20 protein-coding genes are annotated in these 17,079 nt (G+C 63.6%); 8 read left to right on the top strand and 12 right to left on the bottom strand.

Annotated elements, in window-relative coordinates; translation table 11 throughout:
- The first annotated feature begins 106 nt into the window (after positions 1-106).
- Entirely contained in the window at positions 107-853 is a 747-nt protein-coding gene (locus NCS58_RS24920) for an IclR family transcriptional regulator (protein WP_061119241.1), read from the top strand.
- On the opposite strand, the gene NCS58_RS24915 is transcribed toward NCS58_RS24920, so the two are convergent.
- Positions 832-1,386 carry a universal stress protein gene (locus tag NCS58_RS24915; RefSeq protein ID WP_061119240.1) on the bottom strand — a complete coding sequence of 185 codons (555 nt, stop codon included), beginning with the start codon at positions 1,384-1,386 and terminating at the stop codon, positions 832-834. The genes NCS58_RS24920 and NCS58_RS24915 overlap by 22 nt on opposite strands.
- A gap of 80 nt (positions 1,387-1,466) precedes the next feature.
- On the opposite strand from NCS58_RS24915, the gene NCS58_RS24910 reads away from it, so the two are divergent.
- Entirely contained in the window at positions 1,467-1,628 is a 162-nt protein-coding gene (locus tag NCS58_RS24910) for a hypothetical protein (protein ID WP_250477757.1), read from the top strand.
- On the opposite strand, the gene NCS58_RS24905 is transcribed toward NCS58_RS24910, so the two are convergent.
- The gene (locus NCS58_RS24905) at positions 1,625-1,864 is read right to left on the bottom strand and encodes a hypothetical protein (protein ID WP_061119238.1); all 240 of its coding nucleotides are present in this window, start codon (positions 1,862-1,864) and stop codon (positions 1,625-1,627) included. The two genes, NCS58_RS24910 and NCS58_RS24905, sit on opposite strands and share 4 nt — an antisense overlap.
- Before the next feature lie 214 nt (positions 1,865-2,078).
- On the opposite strand from NCS58_RS24905, the gene NCS58_RS24900 reads away from it, so the two are divergent.
- Entirely contained in the window at positions 2,079-2,546 is a 468-nt protein-coding gene (locus NCS58_RS24900; RefSeq protein ID WP_250477751.1) for a response regulator, read from the top strand.
- Here the strand turns inward: NCS58_RS24900 and NCS58_RS24895 are convergent.
- Positions 2,522-2,932 carry a hypothetical protein gene (locus NCS58_RS24895; protein WP_061119236.1) on the bottom strand — a complete coding sequence of 137 codons (411 nt, stop codon included), beginning with the start codon at positions 2,930-2,932 and terminating at the stop codon, positions 2,522-2,524. The genes NCS58_RS24900 and NCS58_RS24895 overlap by 25 nt on opposite strands.
- A gap of 363 nt (positions 2,933-3,295) precedes the next feature.
- Complete coding sequence (locus NCS58_RS24890; RefSeq protein ID WP_250538903.1) at positions 3,296-4,219, bottom strand: serine hydrolase; 924 nt, start codon at positions 4,217-4,219, stop codon at positions 3,296-3,298.
- A gap of 150 nt (positions 4,220-4,369) precedes the next feature.
- Between NCS58_RS24890 and NCS58_RS24885 the strand changes: the two genes are divergently transcribed.
- The gene (locus tag NCS58_RS24885; RefSeq protein ID WP_061119234.1) at positions 4,370-5,824 is read left to right on the top strand and encodes an AarF/UbiB family protein; all 1,455 of its coding nucleotides are present in this window, start codon (positions 4,370-4,372) and stop codon (positions 5,822-5,824) included.
- Here the strand turns inward: NCS58_RS24885 and NCS58_RS24880 are convergent.
- The 8 genes from NCS58_RS24880 to cyoA all read right to left on the bottom strand — a co-directional run bounded on the left by NCS58_RS24880 (position 5,821) and on the right by cyoA (position 13,278).
- The gene (locus NCS58_RS24880; RefSeq protein ID WP_061119233.1) at positions 5,821-6,618 is read right to left on the bottom strand and encodes an IclR family transcriptional regulator; all 798 of its coding nucleotides are present in this window, start codon (positions 6,616-6,618) and stop codon (positions 5,821-5,823) included. The two genes, NCS58_RS24885 and NCS58_RS24880, sit on opposite strands and share 4 nt — an antisense overlap.
- Positions 6,619-6,628: 10 nt before the next feature.
- Positions 6,629-7,357 (bottom strand): SDR family NAD(P)-dependent oxidoreductase, encoded by a 729-nt coding sequence (locus NCS58_RS24875; protein WP_061119232.1) that lies wholly within the window; start codon positions 7,355-7,357, stop codon positions 6,629-6,631.
- 10 nt (positions 7,358-7,367) lie between these two features.
- Entirely contained in the window at positions 7,368-8,669 is a 1,302-nt protein-coding gene (locus NCS58_RS24870; protein ID WP_061119231.1) for an MFS transporter, read from the bottom strand.
- Between the two features lie 51 nt (positions 8,670-8,720).
- Positions 8,721-9,248 (bottom strand): 2,4'-dihydroxyacetophenone dioxygenase family protein, encoded by a 528-nt coding sequence (locus tag NCS58_RS24865; protein ID WP_061119230.1) that lies wholly within the window; start codon positions 9,246-9,248, stop codon positions 8,721-8,723.
- Positions 9,249-9,437: 189 nt separating this feature from the next.
- The gene (gene cyoD / locus NCS58_RS24860; protein ID WP_061119229.1) at positions 9,438-9,770 is read right to left on the bottom strand and encodes a cytochrome o ubiquinol oxidase subunit IV; all 333 of its coding nucleotides are present in this window, start codon (positions 9,768-9,770) and stop codon (positions 9,438-9,440) included.
- A complete protein-coding gene (cyoC, locus tag NCS58_RS24855) occupies positions 9,770-10,378 on the bottom strand; it encodes a cytochrome o ubiquinol oxidase subunit III (RefSeq protein ID WP_250538902.1) in 609 nt (202 codons plus the stop codon). The genes cyoD and cyoC overlap by 1 nt, the downstream gene beginning before the upstream one ends.
- Positions 10,378-12,387: a cytochrome o ubiquinol oxidase subunit I gene (gene cyoB / locus NCS58_RS24850; protein ID WP_061119227.1), complete on the bottom strand. Its 2,010-nt coding sequence runs from the start codon at positions 12,385-12,387 to the stop codon at positions 10,378-10,380. The genes cyoC and cyoB overlap by 1 nt, the downstream gene beginning before the upstream one ends.
- A 3-nt stretch (positions 12,388-12,390) precedes the next feature.
- A complete protein-coding gene (cyoA, locus tag NCS58_RS24845) occupies positions 12,391-13,278 on the bottom strand; it encodes a ubiquinol oxidase subunit II (RefSeq protein ID WP_061119226.1) in 888 nt (295 codons plus the stop codon).
- 646 nt (positions 13,279-13,924) lie between these two features.
- Here cyoA and NCS58_RS24840 point away from each other — a divergent pair.
- From NCS58_RS24840 to NCS58_RS24825, 4 genes are all read left to right on the top strand, one after another.
- Positions 13,925-14,818, top strand: coding sequence for a DUF2167 domain-containing protein (locus tag NCS58_RS24840; RefSeq protein WP_250477750.1), 894 nt, complete (start codon positions 13,925-13,927; stop codon positions 14,816-14,818).
- A 275-nt stretch (positions 14,819-15,093) separates the two neighbouring features.
- Complete coding sequence (locus NCS58_RS24835) at positions 15,094-15,786, top strand: hypothetical protein (RefSeq protein ID WP_061119224.1); 693 nt, start codon at positions 15,094-15,096, stop codon at positions 15,784-15,786.
- A 41-nt stretch (positions 15,787-15,827) separates the two neighbouring features.
- Complete coding sequence (locus NCS58_RS24830) at positions 15,828-16,589, top strand: phosphatase PAP2 family protein (RefSeq protein ID WP_061119223.1); 762 nt, start codon at positions 15,828-15,830, stop codon at positions 16,587-16,589.
- A 59-nt stretch (positions 16,590-16,648) separates the two neighbouring features.
- Entirely contained in the window at positions 16,649-16,972 is a 324-nt protein-coding gene (locus NCS58_RS24825) for an outer membrane protein assembly factor BamE (protein WP_250477749.1), read from the top strand.
- Positions 16,973-17,079: the final 107 nt, after the last annotated feature.

Genomic DNA, 17,079 nt, shown 5'->3' with positions numbered 1-17,079 from the left:
CGGGAAAGGAAAGCCGATCGTAGCCCGCGTCCGGGACGGTGTCCATCGGGTTGATTATTTATCCAACCTGTTGGAATATGGCCGGACGCAATGTCCGAGCCCGCACATGGAAAGAGCCTACGACGTCCCCGCGCTGCGCCGCGCGAGCGACATTCTGGATGCCCTCGCCGCCGCCGCGAAACCGGTGCGCGCCGCGTCGCTTGCCGAACAGACAGGCCTCTCGCGCAGCACGCTCTATCTGATGCTCGAAACGCTCGCGCGCATGCAATGGATCGAAAAACATGACGACGGCTACATGATCGGCGTGCGTCTGTTCGAACTCGGCAACGCGTATGTGCGTCACGACAAGCTGCAGGCCGCCTTTCGCGAAGGCGCGGGTGCGTTCATCAACAAGCACAACGAGGTCGTGCAGCTCGCGGTGCTCGACGGCGTGGAGGTGGTCTACATCGCGCGGGAGGATGCGCATCGTCCGGTGCGGCTCGTGTCCGATCTCGGCTCGCGCCTGCCCGCGCACTGTTGCGCGCTCGGCAAGGCGCTGCTGGCGGGAATGGCCGATGAAGCCGTGATCGGGCGCCTTCCCGAGCGTCTTGAAGCGGTGACGCCGCGCACCATCACGCGGCGCGCGGCGCTGTTGCGCGAACTCGCGTCGATCCGCAAGAGCGGGCTCGCTGTCGAGCGCGAGGAAGTCGCTGAAGGACTTGCGTGCTTCGCGGCTTACGTCGGGACGACGCCGGCGGGCAAACGCGTCGCGGTATCGACGAGCGTGCCGCTCGGCCGGCTCGATGCGAAACGTGAAAAGCAGATCTCGATCGGCATCGTGCAACTCGCGGCTCATTTGCGCGGCGCGCTCTGACGATGCGACGCGCGCGCGTCCATGCGGCCCGTCGAAGCGGTGAGGCGCGTGCCGATCGATTCCGCTTCCTGCTCCGCGCGCACCGGCGCCGGCGCGTGCGCCGCGATCAGCACGTCGCAGCGTGCGTGTGAGCAGACCACGTCGCGCAGACGTGCTTCGCCGTGGCGCCAGCCGGTGTCCGCTTCGCCGCCGAGCACGATGAGGTCCGCGCCCGCCGCTTTGGCCTCGTTCGCGATCAGCTCGCCAACACTCGTGCCGTCGAGCGGCTGCGTGACGCTGCGCGCGATGCCGTCGATGCCCGCGCTGTCGATCAGTCGCGCCGCATAGCGTGTCACGGCCCGCGCGTGGTCGTCGATCACGTGGAGCGTGTCGCCGGGATTGCTGTCGGCGGTGACGATCGCCCACCACGGCATCTGATCTACGATATGCAGTGCCGTGAGCCGCGCATTGCAGTCGCGGGCGCGCGTGATGGCGGTGGTGAGGGCGCTTTCGCTGAGGCTCGTGCCGACCGCGACGAGAATGTGCTTGTACATGATGACTCTCCGGTGTGTATCGCTCAGACCGGATGATCGGCGCGCAAAGTTAGCTGCGAATGAGCGCGAGTCGTCGCTGCATGTCGCTCGCCACCGCGATGATCCGCGAGCGCACGCAGGCGACGATCCTCGCGTATCTCGACGTTTTCGCCCCGTGCGCGATCTTCGCGTTCCTGTTCATTCCGCTGACGTTCTCCTTTTCGCCCGGGAAGGCGATCTCAGCGGCCACCGCCCAAAATTAACGGCGGCGTTTTTTCCAGTCGTAGTCGGCGGGCGGATCGGCGACGCCCGGCTTGCCGACCGCATGCGGGTTTTCACTGCATAACGTGACGAAGCTGATGTCTTCGCCATCGGCCTGGCGCTTGCGCAGGGCTTCCGCGTAGCGCAGCGCGTCGGCGAGCGCGTTTGCATCGAACCTTTTGAAGCATGCCGCACCTTCGGTATCAGGGTTGCCGCCGAGCCAATACACGACGAACATCGTTTAGCCTCTCGTTTGGGGATGTGCACCATCGTCGACACTCATGCACGGCGATGAAGATCCTGCACGGCGCCCGTGCATCGGCGCGCCGCGACAGCCACCGGGAATTCCCGAAGTGTAACGTTGGCGAGCCGCACGCCGCCTGACGATGACTTCAGGAAAGCTGCGAGGGAACGATCGTTGCTGTCATCCTCGTTTATTCCGAGGCCCAAACATGCAACGACAAGACCGTGTTCCTTCGCGAGCGCTGTGGCGCATCCCGCCTCGCGCGACGCACCACGAAGAGCCGCGCGTGCTCATTGCCGATGACGATCTGGAGGCGACGCGCGCGATCTGTCTTGCCCTCGAAGACGCCGATTTCACGGTACGCGCGGTGCACACGGGCCTCGACGCGGTGTCGCTCGCGCGCAAATGGCGGCCGGGCGTCGTGCTGCTCGATCTGATGATGCCGCTCGGCGATGGCTGGGAAGCGGCCGAGGCGATCCGCGCGATCGATCTCTCGATGCTGCTGATCGCGCATACGAGCCGAACGGATATGGAGGATCTGACGCGCGCGCAGCAAACCGGCTTCAACGGCTACTTCGTCAAGCCGACGGAGCTCGACGGCATGATTGCGGTGCTGCGCGACTATTTCTCGATGCGGGAAGGCGAAGGCGATCACGCATCGGTGCGCGTGCGCTGAATGTCGACGCGCTTCGGCGGGAGCTCGTCCATATCCCCCTGGATGTGATCTTTCAGCATGTCTTCCCAGTACTGGCAATAACCGGCCCAGAACGGCATCTGCGTATGCGCGGATGCGGCAGTCGGCAGCGGATCGGGCAGCATCTTGCCCAGACGGCGGATCTCCTTGTGCTTCCATTGCAGCAGCGCGCGGCGATGTCCCCGTCGCGGGAGGCACATTTCGTTCATTCTCGCGACGGCGATCGAAAAGCCCTCAGCGGGACGCGAGGCCATCTTCGTCAGCACGGCTGTTTGCGGGCACGGCCCGCGTTCATGGCAGATGATCGCGCCGATCTGTCCAAGGATGAACATCGCTTTCGCCATCGGCGGCTCGGAAGGGTGTTGCATGACGCCTCTCGGTTGATCGTTATGAGTTTTCTTGACGGGCACTCGACGTTGCCTTGGTGTTGAATGGATACGTCTGGCTATGCCTATTAATAAGATACCGTAATCAGATTGATCTGAATTGTGTATCAACAAAAAGATACACTGGCGCCGACTGTTATCGCGCTCGAAAAAGCAAAACGCCCCTGTGTGGCATGCAGGGGCGTTCTATTTGTCGGCGCGTCCGGGCTTAGTTTAGTGCCGCGTCAAATCCGGATGTTGCGGCTCTTCGATGCTTACCGGCACGTCCTTGAGCCGATAATGCTCAACTGCGGCATTTGCGCCCGAAACGGATTGGCGCGGAAATCGAAACGCCGGCCGCTTCGGTCATCGGGCCGCGTCCAGCACATGACGGACGAACAGGTCGCGCACGCCCGTTGGCGCGTCGTGACTATCGCAGGTCGTGGCCGCGACGATCCGCTGGCGGGGCGCGACGAATATGAACTGGTCGCCGTGTCCAGCCGCGAAGACGTAACGCGGAGCGATCCAGCAGAGGTAGCCATATTGCGCGTCGTTCATCGGCGGGCCGCCGTCGCTTTGCACGGACATGGCTTCGTCGATGAACGTCTCGTCGACGAGCCGCGTGCCGCGCCATGCGCCGCGATGCATCATCAGGAGGCCGAGCCTGATCATGTCCGACGTGCGCAGCATGAGCCCGCGGCCGCCGAACGTGTGGCCTTCCTCGTCGCTGATCCATTCGCTCGCCGCGATGCCGAGCGGCGCGAACAGCGTATCGCGCGCATAGCGTGCGAGCGTGCGCCCTGTCACCGATTCGATCACGAGCGATAGCAACTGGACCGCATGCGAGTCATAGGCGAAGCGCGCGCCGGGCCGGGCGATCGGCCGCGACAGAATGAAGCGCAGACGACTGTCGCCGGGGCGAAACCGGTCGCAGGGACCGAGCACGCAATCGTCGATGACGCTCGGGTCGCACTCGAAGCCCGATGTCATCGTCAGCAGATGCCGCAACGTGACGCGCTGGACAAGGGGATCGAAGGCAGGCTCGCGCATCGACGGCAAAATGCGGCAGACGGGCGTGTCGAGCGGCGGCAACACGCCTTCATGCAGCGCCGCGCCGACCGCGAGTCCCACGACAGTCTTCGTGACGGAATTGATGTCTTGCAGACATTCGGGCGCAACGTCCCGCCGATAATGCTCGAACACGATGCGATCATCGTGCGCGACGACGAAGCTGCGCACGCCGCTTTGCGCACTCAGCGCGCGTTGCAATGAATCGTTAGCAACGTTCATGAGCCAAAAGAATAAAAAGGATGTCGAATCAAATACCGATCGTCGTGCAGGTGCAAACGAATCGTGTTACACATTGAGCAATCCGGATGCCAGGCACGACGGTATTGCCCTCTTCCAGCGGTTTCAACTCACTTTCAGCGAGCCCTCAATTTGTTCGTCCGACGACTCGCGACGCTCTGGCGCCTTGGCCGGGCGTTCGTCCACGAAAGCCAGCAGACGCATCTGACCGATGACGGCGCCGCAATGACGCGCGTCGCGCGCTTCTTCGCGTCGCATGGCGCGCGCGCCGCGCCGCTCGGCGCCGGTGTGCCCGCGCTCTCGCAGCTTTCGCGCGTGCTGGAAAACGCATCGGGCGCGCTCGCGCGTCATCCCGCGCTCGCTGAAACGGCGGTGCGCGTCGCGCTTTCCGAGCTCGATGGACTGTTCACGCCCTACGATGCAGCCCGCTTTCGCGCGGCTTGCAAAGCGGCGTTTCCCGCCACGCTCGCTTTCGAACTCACGGCGCTCTGCGACATGCCTTTGCGCTCGGGTGTCGCGGAGCAGACGCACGTCGCGCGCATCGGCGCGTTGCCCGTGCGCGTCACGCTATTGCGCGCGGACGCTTATGGCGAACTCGAAGACGATCTGGATTTGGCGCTCGCGGCGGCGCGTTTCGCGCAGCGGCGCTCGGCGAAGGCGCGCGACCTGCGTCCGGTGGAGTGGGTGAGCCGCGCGCGAGAGAGCGTCGATGCCATGATCGACCTGCGTCAGCGCGCGGCCGATCAGAGCTACTTGCGCTTCCGCCTGCGCGACGACAATCGCCTCGCCGTGCCCGAAGTGCTCTGGGACTATTGCAACGATGTGGTGCTGACCACGCGCGCGATCGAAACGGCGGCGCTGTCGGATGCGGATGCGCTCGCATCATGTGGGCTCGATCAGGCCGATGCCCTCGCGACGCTCATCGAAGCCTTCTTCGACATGGCGTTAGGCGTCGGGCTGTATCACGCGGGGCTGGATGCGGTGGGCGCGCGCGTGAGCGTCGAGCCCGACACGCGCGGCCAGATCGTTCTCGAAGCCGATAACCCGATGACGATCTTCGCCGCCCACGAACGCGATTTTCTCGTCGGCGTGTCGCATGCGCTCATGGCAGGCGATCACAAGGCGGCCGCCCGCGCCCATCTCGAGCACGGCCGGCCCGAGGCGAACGCGACGACTCACGAAGTGCGCGTCGAGGCGACGTATCGGCGTGAGGCGGAGCGTTTCGCCTCGCCGCATGCAAGGCGCAGCGCCGGCGTCGCGCATCTGTTTGCCGCGGTCGGCCAGGCGCCTGCCGAGCACATGTTCAGCGCGGCGCACGGGCGCATTGCATCGCGGGCGGTGTTGCTCTCGAGAGCGGCGGAAAGGATCGAGCGCGTCGCGCAGGACGTCGCGCCGAATGTCGATGTGTGGAAGATCGCGCGCAAGGTCATCGTGCGGCTTGCCGCCGATCAGTTGAGCTTCAGAAGTCTGGCGGCGCGCCTCGCGCATGAAGCGACGCACTGGCCGCATACGCTGCCGCGTCTGCCGTCGCTCATCGCGAATCGCGCGGCGGCCGCGCAACGCACGCGCGGCACGACGTCTCGTTAGCGCGTGCCGGGGCTCATGCGCTCCGCGATCGCGCGGCATGCTTCTTTCAGCGGCGCGATGTAGGTTTCGAGCGGGGTCGCGCTCTTTCTGAACAGCGGAATGCTGACGCTCACGCAGCCGAGCGTCGCGCCGTTCGCACCGACGATCGCACTGCCGTAGCAGAAAATCTGCGCTTCGTTTTCTTCGCGGTCTTCGGCGTAGCCGCGCATTCGGGTCGCGTCGAGTTCGGCGTCGAGTGCCTGGCGCTCGACGATCGTGTTCGGGGTGAAGCGCGCGAACGCGATGCCTTGCAGGAGCGCGTCACGTTCAGCGGGCGATTGTGTCGACAGATACGCCTTGCCGACGGAACTCGAATAAAGCGTCACGCGCGTGCCGATGCGCGAAGCCATGCGCACCGCGTGCGGGCTTTCGAGCTTCTCGACGTACACCATCTCCGAGCCGCTGCGCACCGCCAGATGCACGGTTTCCTGCGTCGCGTCGCGCAGGGTCTGCAATGCGTCGGCGGCGGCGATGCGCAGATCCGAGCGCTCCCAGCTTCGGCTTGCGAGCGACATCAGACGCGGGCCGAGCGCGTAGCATCCGGCGCGCGCGTTCTCGACGACCAGCCCTTCGGCAAGCAACGCGCCGACGATGCGATACACCGTCGGGCGGGGATAGCCGCTCGCGGCCGTCAGACGCGCGATGGTCGGCGGCTCGTCGGCATCGGCGATGAGTTGCAGCACCGCCATGAACTTCGAAAAGGCGGCGGTGCCGGTTGCCCTGGCGGCGTCGAGGGAAGTGGTGTCTGATGGCATGATCCGCGAATCATGCCACGAGATAGCCGCCGTCGACGGGAACGACCGCGCCCGTCATGAACGACGCCCCCGGCGACGCGAGAAACGCCGTCACCCGCGCGACGTCTTCGGGCAAGCCCCAGCGCTTCATCGGCGTGCGTTCGAGGATCGCTTGCGCGCGGCCGTCGTCGTCCTGGAGCGCCTGGGTGAGCGGTGTCGCGATCCAGCCGGGCGCGACCGCGTTCACGCGGATGCCGTCGGCGGCGTAGGCGATCGCGAGCGACTTCGTCAGTTGCGCGACGCCGCCCTTGCTCGCGCTGTACGCGGGCACGAGGCCGCCGCCGAAGAACGTCAGCATCGACGCCGTGTTGACGATAGCGCCACGGGTCTTCGCGAGCAGCGGGCGCGCGGCCGAGCACATGCGCATCGTGCCGTTGAGGTTCACGGCGATCACGCGCTCGAACGTTTCGATATCGTGCTCGTCGCCGCGACGGATCATGCCGGCGCAATTGACGAGCACGTCGAGCGTGTCGAGCGTGGCGAAGAGCGCGGCGGTGCTGGCGGCATCGGCGACATCGAGCGCGGCCACTTCGATGCCGTTGCCCAACGCGTCGCGCTGGGCATCGGTCGGCGCGAGACCGGCTGCAACCACGCGCGCGCCGAGCGCCGCGAACTGTTGCGCGATGCCCGCGCCGATGCCCTGGGTGCCGCCGGTCACGACGACGGTCTTGCCCTTGAAGAGATCAGATTGAAAAGTCATATCGTGAAGGTCAGACGGCGGGAATGGGTTCGGCCTGCTGCTCGGTATCTTCGATCGGCGAACGCACGACGAACATGTAGACGAGCGCGGCGGCGAACGCGACGCCCGCGCTGATCAGGAACGCGTTCACGAACGAGTGCGTCTTGTCGACCACGAGACCGGTGATGAACGGCGCGAACGAGCCGCCGAAATAGCCGCCGAAGTTCTGGATGCTGCCGAGCGACGCGACCATGTGGCGCGGCGCCGCGACGGAAACGAGCGCCCAGGCCGCGCCGCTCGCCATGTTGACGAAGAACATCGCAGCCGAGAGATAGACGATCGCGAGCGTGAGGTTCGGCGTGAACGCGGCCGGCACTGTGAAGAGCGCACCGCCGATGAGACCCGAGCAGATCGGCCACTTGCGGCTGCGGATCGGGGCGACGCCGCGCGCCATCAGTCCATCGGCGATGAAGCCCGACGACAGCATGCCGAGCGTGCCCGCGAGATACGGAATCGTCACGATCCAGCCCGTCTTCGCGATCGTCAGATGACGCTCATGTTCGAGGTATGCGGGCAGCCACGTCAGATAGAGCCACACCATGTAGATCACGCCCATGAAGCCGAAAATCATGCCCCACGTGGTCGCCTTTCCGAAGAGGCCGCGCCATTCCGCGAACGTCATGTTGCGTTCCTTGCGCTGCGTCGGCTCGCCTTCGGTCAGATGCGCGAGTTCGTCCGAGTCGAGCTTCACGTCGCGGCGATTGCGATAGACGATGTACCAGCCGATAGACACCGCGATGCCGAGCGCGCCCATGATGACGAACATGTTGCGCCAGCCGAACGACAGCAGCAGCACGGTAAGGATCGGCGGCGCGAGCGCGGGGCCGATCGTCGATGACGTGACGAAGATCCCCGTCGGTTTGCCGCGTTCGCGTTGCGCAAACCATTCCGACACCACCTTAGCGCCCGCCGGAAACTGCGGCGCCTCGCCGATACCGAGCGCAATGCGCGCCGCGAGGAATTGATGCAGGTTCGTCACGAGGCCGCCGAACAACTGCGCGACCGACCACACGAACATGCCGAGGCCGAGCATGATGCGCGCGCCGAAGCGGTCGAGCATCACGCCGATGGGCAACTGCGAGAATGCATAGGCGAACGAGAACGCGGAGAGCAGCAAGCCCATCTGCGAGGCAGAGAGGCCGAGCTCCTGCGTAACCGAGTGATTGGCAATCGAAAGCGTGCTGCGATCGAGATAATTCACGATGCCCGCGAGCATCAGAAAGGCGATCGCGACGACCTGAATGCGCTTCAGGCGCGGTGATTTTTCCAGCATTGTTGTCTCCTCCGGATGCTCTTTTGAGTCTGCGAGAGGTGGTTCGGGAAATTAGCGAATGAACTGGTCGACGAAATCCGCGCCGAGACCAACCGACTCATAGTGCTTGCGGCACATGTCGACTTTGGTGAACACGTCTTCGTAACCGGTGTAGTTGCCGTACGGGTCGCAATAGAACATCACGCCGTTCACCTGGAAGTAGGTGATCATCTCTTCCACGTCTTCCGGCACGTAGAGCGTGTGCGTTTCGCCGGGCGGCTCGAAGACGTAGCTGCCTTCGGTCGCTTCCCAGTCATGCTCGAGATAGCGCCAGCGGCCTTTCAGCACCATGCCGTGAACGGCTTGCGGGTGACGGTGGCGCGACAGCACGCCGGATTTGCGCACGCGCAGGAGGTTCATCCAGTAGCCGGTCGATACGTTCAGGCACAGCGGACGGAACCAGACGTTTTCCGCTTGCGGGACCCATTCGCGCTCGTCGGCGGGAATCGCGCAGGGGACGACGATTTCCTTTTGAGCTTCTTTCGGGAAGGGCAGTTGATACGGCGTCATGGCGTCCGCCGTGGGTTTTGGCGCGGTCATCGCGTCTCCTTGTCCATAATGTGGATCATAGATTCAAATTATGGACAAATAATCGGCCTCGTCGGGAAGATTGTCAAGATTCTTCACCGGATGCTGAATTCGTGCAGGATGACGGCCGGATCGCAAACGAAAAAAAAGCGGACCCGCAAGCGGGCCCGCCTTTCGATTCGCTCGGTGAGTCCGAGAGGCTTATCGCGCCATCATCAACATATGCACGTTATGCATCACCCAGACAGTGCCGACGATCAGGATGAACGACATGAGAATGGTGTAAGCAAACGACATCGCATGCCAGCGCTGTCCCTTCGACGCGTTCACGTGCAGGAAGAACACCACATGCACGATGACCTGCACCGCGGCCAGCACCGCGAGCGCGACGATGCCGCTCTCGCCCTTGAATGCGCCCGACGTTGCGGCCCAGAACGACGCCACGGTCAGCACCACGGCCAGCACGAAGCCGATGAGATACCCGCGCACGGTGACGTGCGGGACATCGCTCGAGTTGGTATGAGCATGTGCCATCAGACGACGCTCCCGAGATAGACGAAGGAAAACACGCAAATCCAGACGATGTCGAGGAAGTGCCAGAAGAGGCTCAGGCAGGCGAGACGACGCAACTCGCGCTCGTTCATCTCCGGATTGCTCGCGATCTGCACCGCCAGCACGACCAGCCAGATCAGGCCGATGGTGACGTGCAAGCCGTGCGTGCCGACCAGCGTGAAGAACGACGACCAGAACGCGCTGCGTTGCGGACCCACGCCTTCAGCGATCAGATGCGCGAACTCGTGCACTTCCAGCCACAGGAAGCCCGCGCCCAGCACGAACGTGACGAAGAGCCACGCGAGCGCTGCGCCCGACTTTCTGCGAGTCGCCGAGATCATCGCGAGACCGAAGGTCAGGCTGCTCGTGAGAAGCAGCGCCGTTTCGTACGCGACGTCCGTGAGGTTGAAAAGATCCTTGCCCGTCGGGCCGCCTGCTGTCTGCATCGCGAACATTGCGAAGGCCGCGAAGAGTGACGCGAACAGCACGCAGTCGGTCATCAGGTAGGCCCAGAAGCCGAACACCGAATGCGACTGGTGCTCGTGCTCATGGCCGTGCGCGTGCTGCGCGGAAAGTGTCGATTGCGACATTACATTGCCTCCAGTTCGAGTTCGCGCTCCGCGCCGGCCTTCACAGGCGACTTCGGCGGGCGATTGCGCTCTTCGGTCGACTTCACGGTCGCAGCCGGGATGATGAAGCCCGCGTTCTCACGGAAGCTATAGCCGATCGCCGTCGCGACGACGCCAACGAGACCCACGACCGCCAGCCACCAGATGTGCCAGATCGCGGCAAAGCCGAATGCGAGGGCGAAGAGACCGATTGCGAGACCCGCGCTCGTGTTCGACGGCATGTGGATGTCGCGGTACGGACGCGTGTCGACGCGGCCATGTTCCTTGGCATCGGCGAAATCGTCGAGTGCGCGCACAGCCGGGATATTGGCGAAGTTGTAGACGGGCGGCGGCGAGCTGATCGTCCACTCGAGCGTGCGGCCGTTCCACGGATCGCCGGTGATGTCGCGATAGGCAGGCTGATTGCGGCGGATGATGCTCACCACGATCTGCAAGACCTGGAACACGACGCCCAGCGCGATGATCCCGACACCGATAGCGGCGACGATGAAGAACGGCTGCCATGCCGGGTTGTCGTAGTGATTCAGGCGGCGCGTCGCGCCCATGAAGCCGAGGATGTAGATCGGCACGAACGCGACGAAGAAGCCCACGAACCAGCAGATGAACGCGTTGCGGCCGAGCTTTTCGTCGAGCTTGAAGCCGAACACCTTCGGCCACCAGTACTGCACGCCTGCGAAGTAACCGAACACCACGCCGCCGATGATCGCGTTATGGAAGTGCGCGATCAGGAACAGCGAGTTGTGCAGCACGAAGTCCGCGCCGGGAATGGCCAGCATCACGCCGGTCATGCCGCCGAGCGTGAAGGTGATGACGAAGCCGATGGTCCACAGCACCGGCGTGGTGAACTGCACGCGGCCGCGGTACATCGTGAAGAGCCAGTTGAAAATCTTCACGCCGGTCGGGATGGAGATGATCATCGTCATGATGCCGAAGAAGGCATTGACGTTCGCGCCCGAGCCCATCGTGAAGAAGTGGTGCAGCCACACGAGGAACGACAGCACCATGATGCAGCACGTCGCCCAGACCATCGTCTTGTAGCCGAAGAGCGGCTTCTTCGAGAAAGTGGCGACCACTTCGGAGTAGATGCCGAAAGCGGGCAGAACCAGGATGTAGACCTCAGGGTGACCCCAGGCCCAGATCAGGTTCAGGTAGACCATCGGATTGCCGCCGCCGTCGTTCGAGAAGAAGTGCATGCCCATGTAGCGGTCCAGCGCCAGCAGCGCGAGCGCCACGGTCAGGATCGGGAACGTCGCCATGATCAGCACGTTGGAGCAGAAGGCCGTCCAGGTGAAGACGGGCAGCTTCATCCACGTCATGCCGGGCGCGCGCATCTTCACGATCGTGACGAAGAAGTTCACTCCGGTCAGCAGCGTGCCGACGCCGGACAACTGCAACGCCCAGATGTAGTAGTCGACCCCGACGCCCGGACTGAACTGCGTCTCGGAAAGCGGCGGATACGCGAGCCAGCCCGTCGACGAGAACTCACCGATGAAAAGCGACAGGTTGATCAGGATGGCGGCCACGGCCGTCATCCAGAACGAGAGCGAGTTGATGAACGGGAAGGCCACGTCGCGCGCGCCGATCTGCAGGGGCACGACGAGGTTGAAGAACGCGACCAGCAGCGCCATGGCCATGAAGAAGATCATGATGGTGCCGTGCGCCGAGAAGATCTGGTCGTAGTGATGCGGCGGCAGATAGCCCGGTGCATCGAGCGCAATGGCCTGCTGAATGCGCATCATGACGGCGTCGGCGAAACCGCGTACGAGCATCAGCCCGGCGACGATCAGATACATGACGCCGATGCGCTTGTGATCGACCGAAGTCAGATACTCGCGCCAGAGCCAGCTCCACTTTCCGAGTTTGGTGATAAGGGCGACGGTACCGAGTGCGAGGATCGCCATGAAGACGGTCGCCCCCATGATGATGGGCTCGTGGTACGGGATCGCCTCAAGCGTTAATTTGCCGAACATGGCTTACCCCTTTGTTACACAATTTTCGCCATTCACATCGAAGCGGCCATTGTTGTATTTGGCGACGATGTTTTTGAAAAGCTTCGGATCAACGGTCGAGAAGTAGCGTACCGCAACCTTCTCGCTCGGGCGTGCGACGCCGGCGTAGACGTCCATGCTCAACGCCTCGGGCGCGCTCTTGACTTGCTTGAGCCACGCGTCGAAGTCGGCGTTGGACATCGCCAGCGCGCGGAACTTCATGTCGGAGAAGCCCTTGCCGCTGTAGTTCGCCGAGATCCCCGCATAGTCGCCCGCGTGATCGGCCAGCAGATGCAGACGCGTCTGCATGCCCGCCATGGCGTAGATCTGGCTGCCGAGTTGCGGGATGAAGAACGAGTTCATCACCGAATCCGACGTGATGCGGAAGTTCACCGGCGTGCCCACCGGAAACGCGAGCTGGTTCACCGACGCGACGCCCAGATCCGGATAGATGAACAGCCACTTCCAGTCCAGCGCCACGACTTCGACGTTGATCGGCTTGACGTTCGATTCGAGCGGCTTATAAGGATCCAGCTCGTGCGAGGTCTTCCACGTCAGGATGCCGAGATACAGGATGATGATCGCGGGGATGATCCAGACGACGACTTCGATGGCCGTGGAGTGCGCCCACTTCGGCGCGTAGGTGGCGTTCTTGTTGGACGCCCGATAGCGCCATGCGACGAACAGGGTGAGCAGAATCACCGGGACGACGACCAGAAGCATGGCGTAAGTCGCGGTGGCGATCAGCGAAGATTCCGCTGCGCCAATCACGCCTTTCGAGTCCAACACCTCCAGCTTGCATCCCGAAAGACAGAGACTGGCTATCAACCCCGATAACAATGGCACTGCTAAACGTTGGGTATTTTCATTCATTGCATTCGCTGGTTTCTATGATCGAAGCGTCCCGGGAAGAACGCCACTGCACGGCTTTGCGCCGCGTCAAGATCATGCCACGCGCGATTTTTCGCGATGGCGCGAATGTTTGGAAAATTGTTTCAGATCAAACCGATGCGACAGGGTGTCGCGCAGGATGGGGCCTTGCCGGTGTGTCCGGAAGAGGGTAGGGGAGTCTACAACGAACGGATGAGGTCGCGGGTGTCATAAAGCGTGGCGTGGGAGCGCGCGGCGACCCGCCGCAATACGCCATGCCGACGCTTATGCGGCAAGCCAATTCTCTTCGTGCGTGCGGGCGCGCGCTCGGCTCGCAAGCCGCACCGCGACGCGAGCGGTATCCGAGTCAGGTCCTCCAAGCCTTCGACTCGGAATGTGCTGATTTTTATTGCCTGAGCCCGGCATCAGAATGCCTGCGCCAGCGAAGCTACCTCAAGAGGGAACGCCTCCCGCTATCTGCGAACGACTGCCATGCGTACCCACATGGCGTGGCGAACGCCCCGCCGTGTACGCGCGTCCATGCCGAAAGATCCGCGCAGCGCCGTTGCACACGAGAAAGATTGAGGACTGCAATCGTTATAAATATATGGACGCAAAAATTCAACGCATGAAGTCGTTCGGAGCAAGCATGCTCCTTGGAATCGCATTGCAGTGGACGGTCGCATCCGCGCACGCGGATAGTTCGGCCAACAATAAACGCGAACTGGAAATGGCGTGGAAGGCGGCGCAGGCTGCGGCAATCGTAGGACCTGCCGACATTCCTCTGAGAGACCAGGCCAAACTCAAGATCGGGAACGGCGAGGTGTTCATCCCCAAGGCCCAGGCCGACCGGCTGATGAAAGCGAACGGCAACAGCGAGGACCCGGATCGCATTGGTCTGGTCGTGCCGACCAACGATGACGAATGGATCGTCGATGTCGATTACATCGCCTCGGGCTATATCAGGGACGACGAGGCTAGGGACTGGAACGTCGACGATCTCTACAAGTCCCTGAAGAAAGGCACCGAGGCGGCGAATGCGGACCGTGAGGAGCGAGGTATTGCTCCGGTCGAAATCATCGGATGGGTGGAACGCCCGCATTATGACGCCGCGAAGCGCCACCTGATCTGGTCGATGGCGTCGCGCTCGAAAGACGAGCCCGCCGGCGCGCCGCAGACGATCAACTACAACACGTACGCGCTCGGGCGCGAAGGTTACATAAGTCTGGATCTGATCACCGACAAGACCACGATCGACAAGGACAAGCGCGCCGTGCAGGCATTGCTCGCGGGCCTCGATTTCAACAGCGGCAAGCGTTATGCCGACTTCGACGCGAAGACCGACAAGCTGGCGGAATACGGCCTCGCGGCGCTGATAGGCGGTGTTGCGATGAAGAAATTGGGCCTCTTCGCGCTGATCGCTGCGTTCGCCGCGAAGTTCTTCAAGGTCATCGCGCTGGCGGTCGTCGCACTGGGCGGCGGTCTCGTGAAGTGGTTCAAGCGCAAGCCGAAGCCTGATTCGCACACGACGCCGGATGCGTAGCGGGCAGTCATGCGCGCTCCGCGGCGGCGCACGCTCGAGCTAGGCCGTTTCGACTAGCGGCACATCGTCGCTTCATCCTCACGGCGGATAGGCGTTTCGTGCGACGCTCCTTACCATTCGGAGCCTGCGTCTGACAATATTCCGCGTGCACCCCAGCCGCGGTGATATCCGTCACCTAAGCGTCCCATAAGCTTCAGGCGCCGAAAATGTAAGTTTCGTTCCTGAATGCGGAGCGTTCCGGCGCGTTTTGCGCGCCGCGGTCTCCGCTGGCGCGCATGCCCTCCACCGACCGAATCTCCCAGCTTCACGCCGCGGAAGTTCCGTGGCGCTATTACGATCTCGCCAAGTCGCGCGTGCAGGCCCACGAACCGCCGGCGCCCGGCGAGGTCTGTCTATGGCTGGTGCCGAGCGAATTCCGCTTTGCGTCGGCGTCGAATATTGGGAACTGGCTCAGTCCGGCCGAGCGCAAACGCGCGCGCCTGCATCCGAACTCGGCGCTCGGGCGGCGCTTCGGCGTCGCGCGCGCGACGCTGCGTCTCGTCCTCTCGCACATGCTGCACTGCGAGCCCGACCAGGTGGGCGTGGAGGACGAACCCGGCGAACGCATCGTCGTCACGCACCCGCTCGTCGAGGGCACGATTCATGTCGATGTCGCGTACTCGGGCATCTGGATCGTGATCGCGGTGGCATCGACGAGAATAGGGCTCGGCCTGACCGTCGAGACGACCGGCGCCCACGACACGGACGCCAGACAGCTCATGTGGGGCGAAGCGGCGCGGATCGGCAGACTGCGCGCGGCACACGGCACAATGCACGACGACGCCTCGCCGCCCGACTGGCGCGGCCTCACGCTGCCGATGCCCGGCGGAATTTGCGGCGTGCTTGTCGTCGACCAACCCGTCGCGCGTGTGCAGGCGTTCGGGTGGGAAAGGCCGTTCGAGGCGGAGGGGAGCGCAGCCGCGTCCTGAATCCGCACGAGCGCCGGGCAATTCGGGAGAAACAGGACATCATGGATTACACGGCGCTCGCGCAACGCCATGCGGTCGCGATCATCGCGATCGTGCTCTTCGTCGTTCCTTCCATCGCGGCCTGCGCCTCGGCCTATGCCGCGCGGGACAGGCGGGCGTCGGGCACCACCGTCGCGGTCGCGGCGTCCGTGACGGCCGCACTGGGCGCGGCGGTGTTCGTCGCCATTGCAATGCGCATTGCGCACGGCACGGCGTTTTCATCGGCGGATCAGCGTGTGCTCGACGCCGTGCGCGACGGCACGCCCGCACTCGCCGCGCGATGGTTCGCCAGTCTCACGCATCTCGGCGATCCCTGGTTTCTCACGCTGCTGTGCGCGCTCATGTGCGTGGCGCTGATTTTCACGCGCCGCTTCGGTCTCGCCGTGTATTTCGCCGCGGTTACGAGCGCGGGCGGCCTGCTCAACCATGCGCTCAAGGCGATGATGCGCCGCGGCCGCCCCACCGGCTCCACGGTGCCGCTGCCCGAAAGCTTCGCGTTCCCGAGCGGCCACACGTTCGGATCGATCGTCTGCTACGGCATGTGCGCGTACGTGCTGCTACGCCTTGCGCCCACGCGCCGCGATCCGCTCATCGTCGCGCTGGCGTGCTTCATCGTGCTCGCGATCGGCACGAGCCGCGTCGTGATCGGCGTGCACTTTCCCGGCGATGTGATCGGCGGTTTCGCGTCGGGCGGCGCGTGGCTGGCGGCGTGCATCGGCGTGGCGGAACTGGCGCGGCGACGCTCGCCCGCACTTTCAGATTAAGTCGATTGTTCCGCCAGAGCGATGTCGGTAGCTTCAGACCTTTTGCGAGGACTGAAGCGATGCTCAAATCGAAGGCGTGTGGCGCAGTGGGGCTGGTCCTGATCGTGGTCGGCCTGAACGGATGTTCCGTCCTCAGCAAGGATCCCGATCCGCAGCAATACATGAGCCGCGTGAAAATCGGCATGACGCGCGCGGACGTCGAAGACAGTCTCGGGCCGCCCGACGGAAACTGGGGGCCTTGGTATTCGCCGTGCACCGAATATGCCTTCCAGAAGCATGGCACCGACCGGTGGTCGGTCTATTACAACAATCAGAACCGCGTCGTATTCACGGAACACGCGGCGTGCAACGTGCAGCGCGCCAAGCAAGTCGGCCTTCGCTGAACCCCAGGAATGAAAAAACCCCACGCGTGGTAATGCCGTTCAGTTAAGGTCTTTTCTTAGATAACGAACGGTGTACCGTTTAGGGCGGGATTTGACGACCCGGTCGC

The organism is Caballeronia sp. INML3B (genome assembly GCF_023631305.1).
GTDB lineage: Bacteria > Pseudomonadota > Gammaproteobacteria > Burkholderiales > Burkholderiaceae > Caballeronia > Caballeronia turbans.
This window is presented reverse-complemented; position numbering and strand designations above follow the sequence as displayed.

Bases quoted from the DNA above. Each gene is read 5' to 3' on its own strand.
- NCS58_RS24920 (WP_061119241.1), top strand. From the start codon at position 107: ATGGAAAGAGCCTACGACGTCCCCGCGCTGCGCCGCGCGAGCGACATT.
- NCS58_RS24915 (WP_061119240.1), bottom strand. From the start codon at position 1,386: ATGTACAAGCACATTCTCGTCGCGGTCGGCACGAGCCTCAGCGAAAGC.
- NCS58_RS24910 (WP_250477757.1), top strand. From the start codon at position 1,467: ATGTCGCTCGCCACCGCGATGATCCGCGAGCGCACGCAGGCGACGATC.
- NCS58_RS24905 (WP_061119238.1), bottom strand. From the start codon at position 1,864: ATGTTCGTCGTGTATTGGCTCGGCGGCAACCCTGATACCGAAGGTGCG.
- NCS58_RS24900 (WP_250477751.1), top strand. From the start codon at position 2,079: ATGCAACGACAAGACCGTGTTCCTTCGCGAGCGCTGTGGCGCATCCCG.
- NCS58_RS24895 (WP_061119236.1), bottom strand. From the start codon at position 2,932: ATGCAACACCCTTCCGAGCCGCCGATGGCGAAAGCGATGTTCATCCTT.
- NCS58_RS24890 (WP_250538903.1), bottom strand. From the start codon at position 4,219: ATGAACGTTGCTAACGATTCATTGCAACGCGCGCTGAGTGCGCAAAGC.
- NCS58_RS24880 (WP_061119233.1), bottom strand. From the start codon at position 6,618: ATGCCATCAGACACCACTTCCCTCGACGCCGCCAGGGCAACCGGCACC.
- NCS58_RS24875 (WP_061119232.1), bottom strand. From the start codon at position 7,357: ATGACTTTTCAATCTGATCTCTTCAAGGGCAAGACCGTCGTCGTGACC.
- NCS58_RS24870 (WP_061119231.1), bottom strand. From the start codon at position 8,669: ATGCTGGAAAAATCACCGCGCCTGAAGCGCATTCAGGTCGTCGCGATC.
- NCS58_RS24865 (WP_061119230.1), bottom strand. From the start codon at position 9,248: ATGACCGCGCCAAAACCCACGGCGGACGCCATGACGCCGTATCAACTG.
- cyoD (WP_061119229.1), bottom strand. From the start codon at position 9,770: ATGGCACATGCTCATACCAACTCGAGCGATGTCCCGCACGTCACCGTG.
- cyoC (WP_250538902.1), bottom strand. From the start codon at position 10,378: ATGTCGCAATCGACACTTTCCGCGCAGCACGCGCACGGCCATGAGCAC.
- cyoB (WP_061119227.1), bottom strand. From the start codon at position 12,387: ATGTTCGGCAAATTAACGCTTGAGGCGATCCCGTACCACGAGCCCATC.
- cyoA (WP_061119226.1), bottom strand. From the start codon at position 13,278: ATGAATGAAAATACCCAACGTTTAGCAGTGCCATTGTTATCGGGGTTG.
- NCS58_RS24840 (WP_250477750.1), top strand. From the start codon at position 13,925: ATGCTCCTTGGAATCGCATTGCAGTGGACGGTCGCATCCGCGCACGCG.
- NCS58_RS24835 (WP_061119224.1), top strand. From the start codon at position 15,094: ATGCCCTCCACCGACCGAATCTCCCAGCTTCACGCCGCGGAAGTTCCG.
- NCS58_RS24830 (WP_061119223.1), top strand. From the start codon at position 15,828: ATGGATTACACGGCGCTCGCGCAACGCCATGCGGTCGCGATCATCGCG.
- NCS58_RS24825 (WP_250477749.1), top strand. From the start codon at position 16,649: ATGCTCAAATCGAAGGCGTGTGGCGCAGTGGGGCTGGTCCTGATCGTG.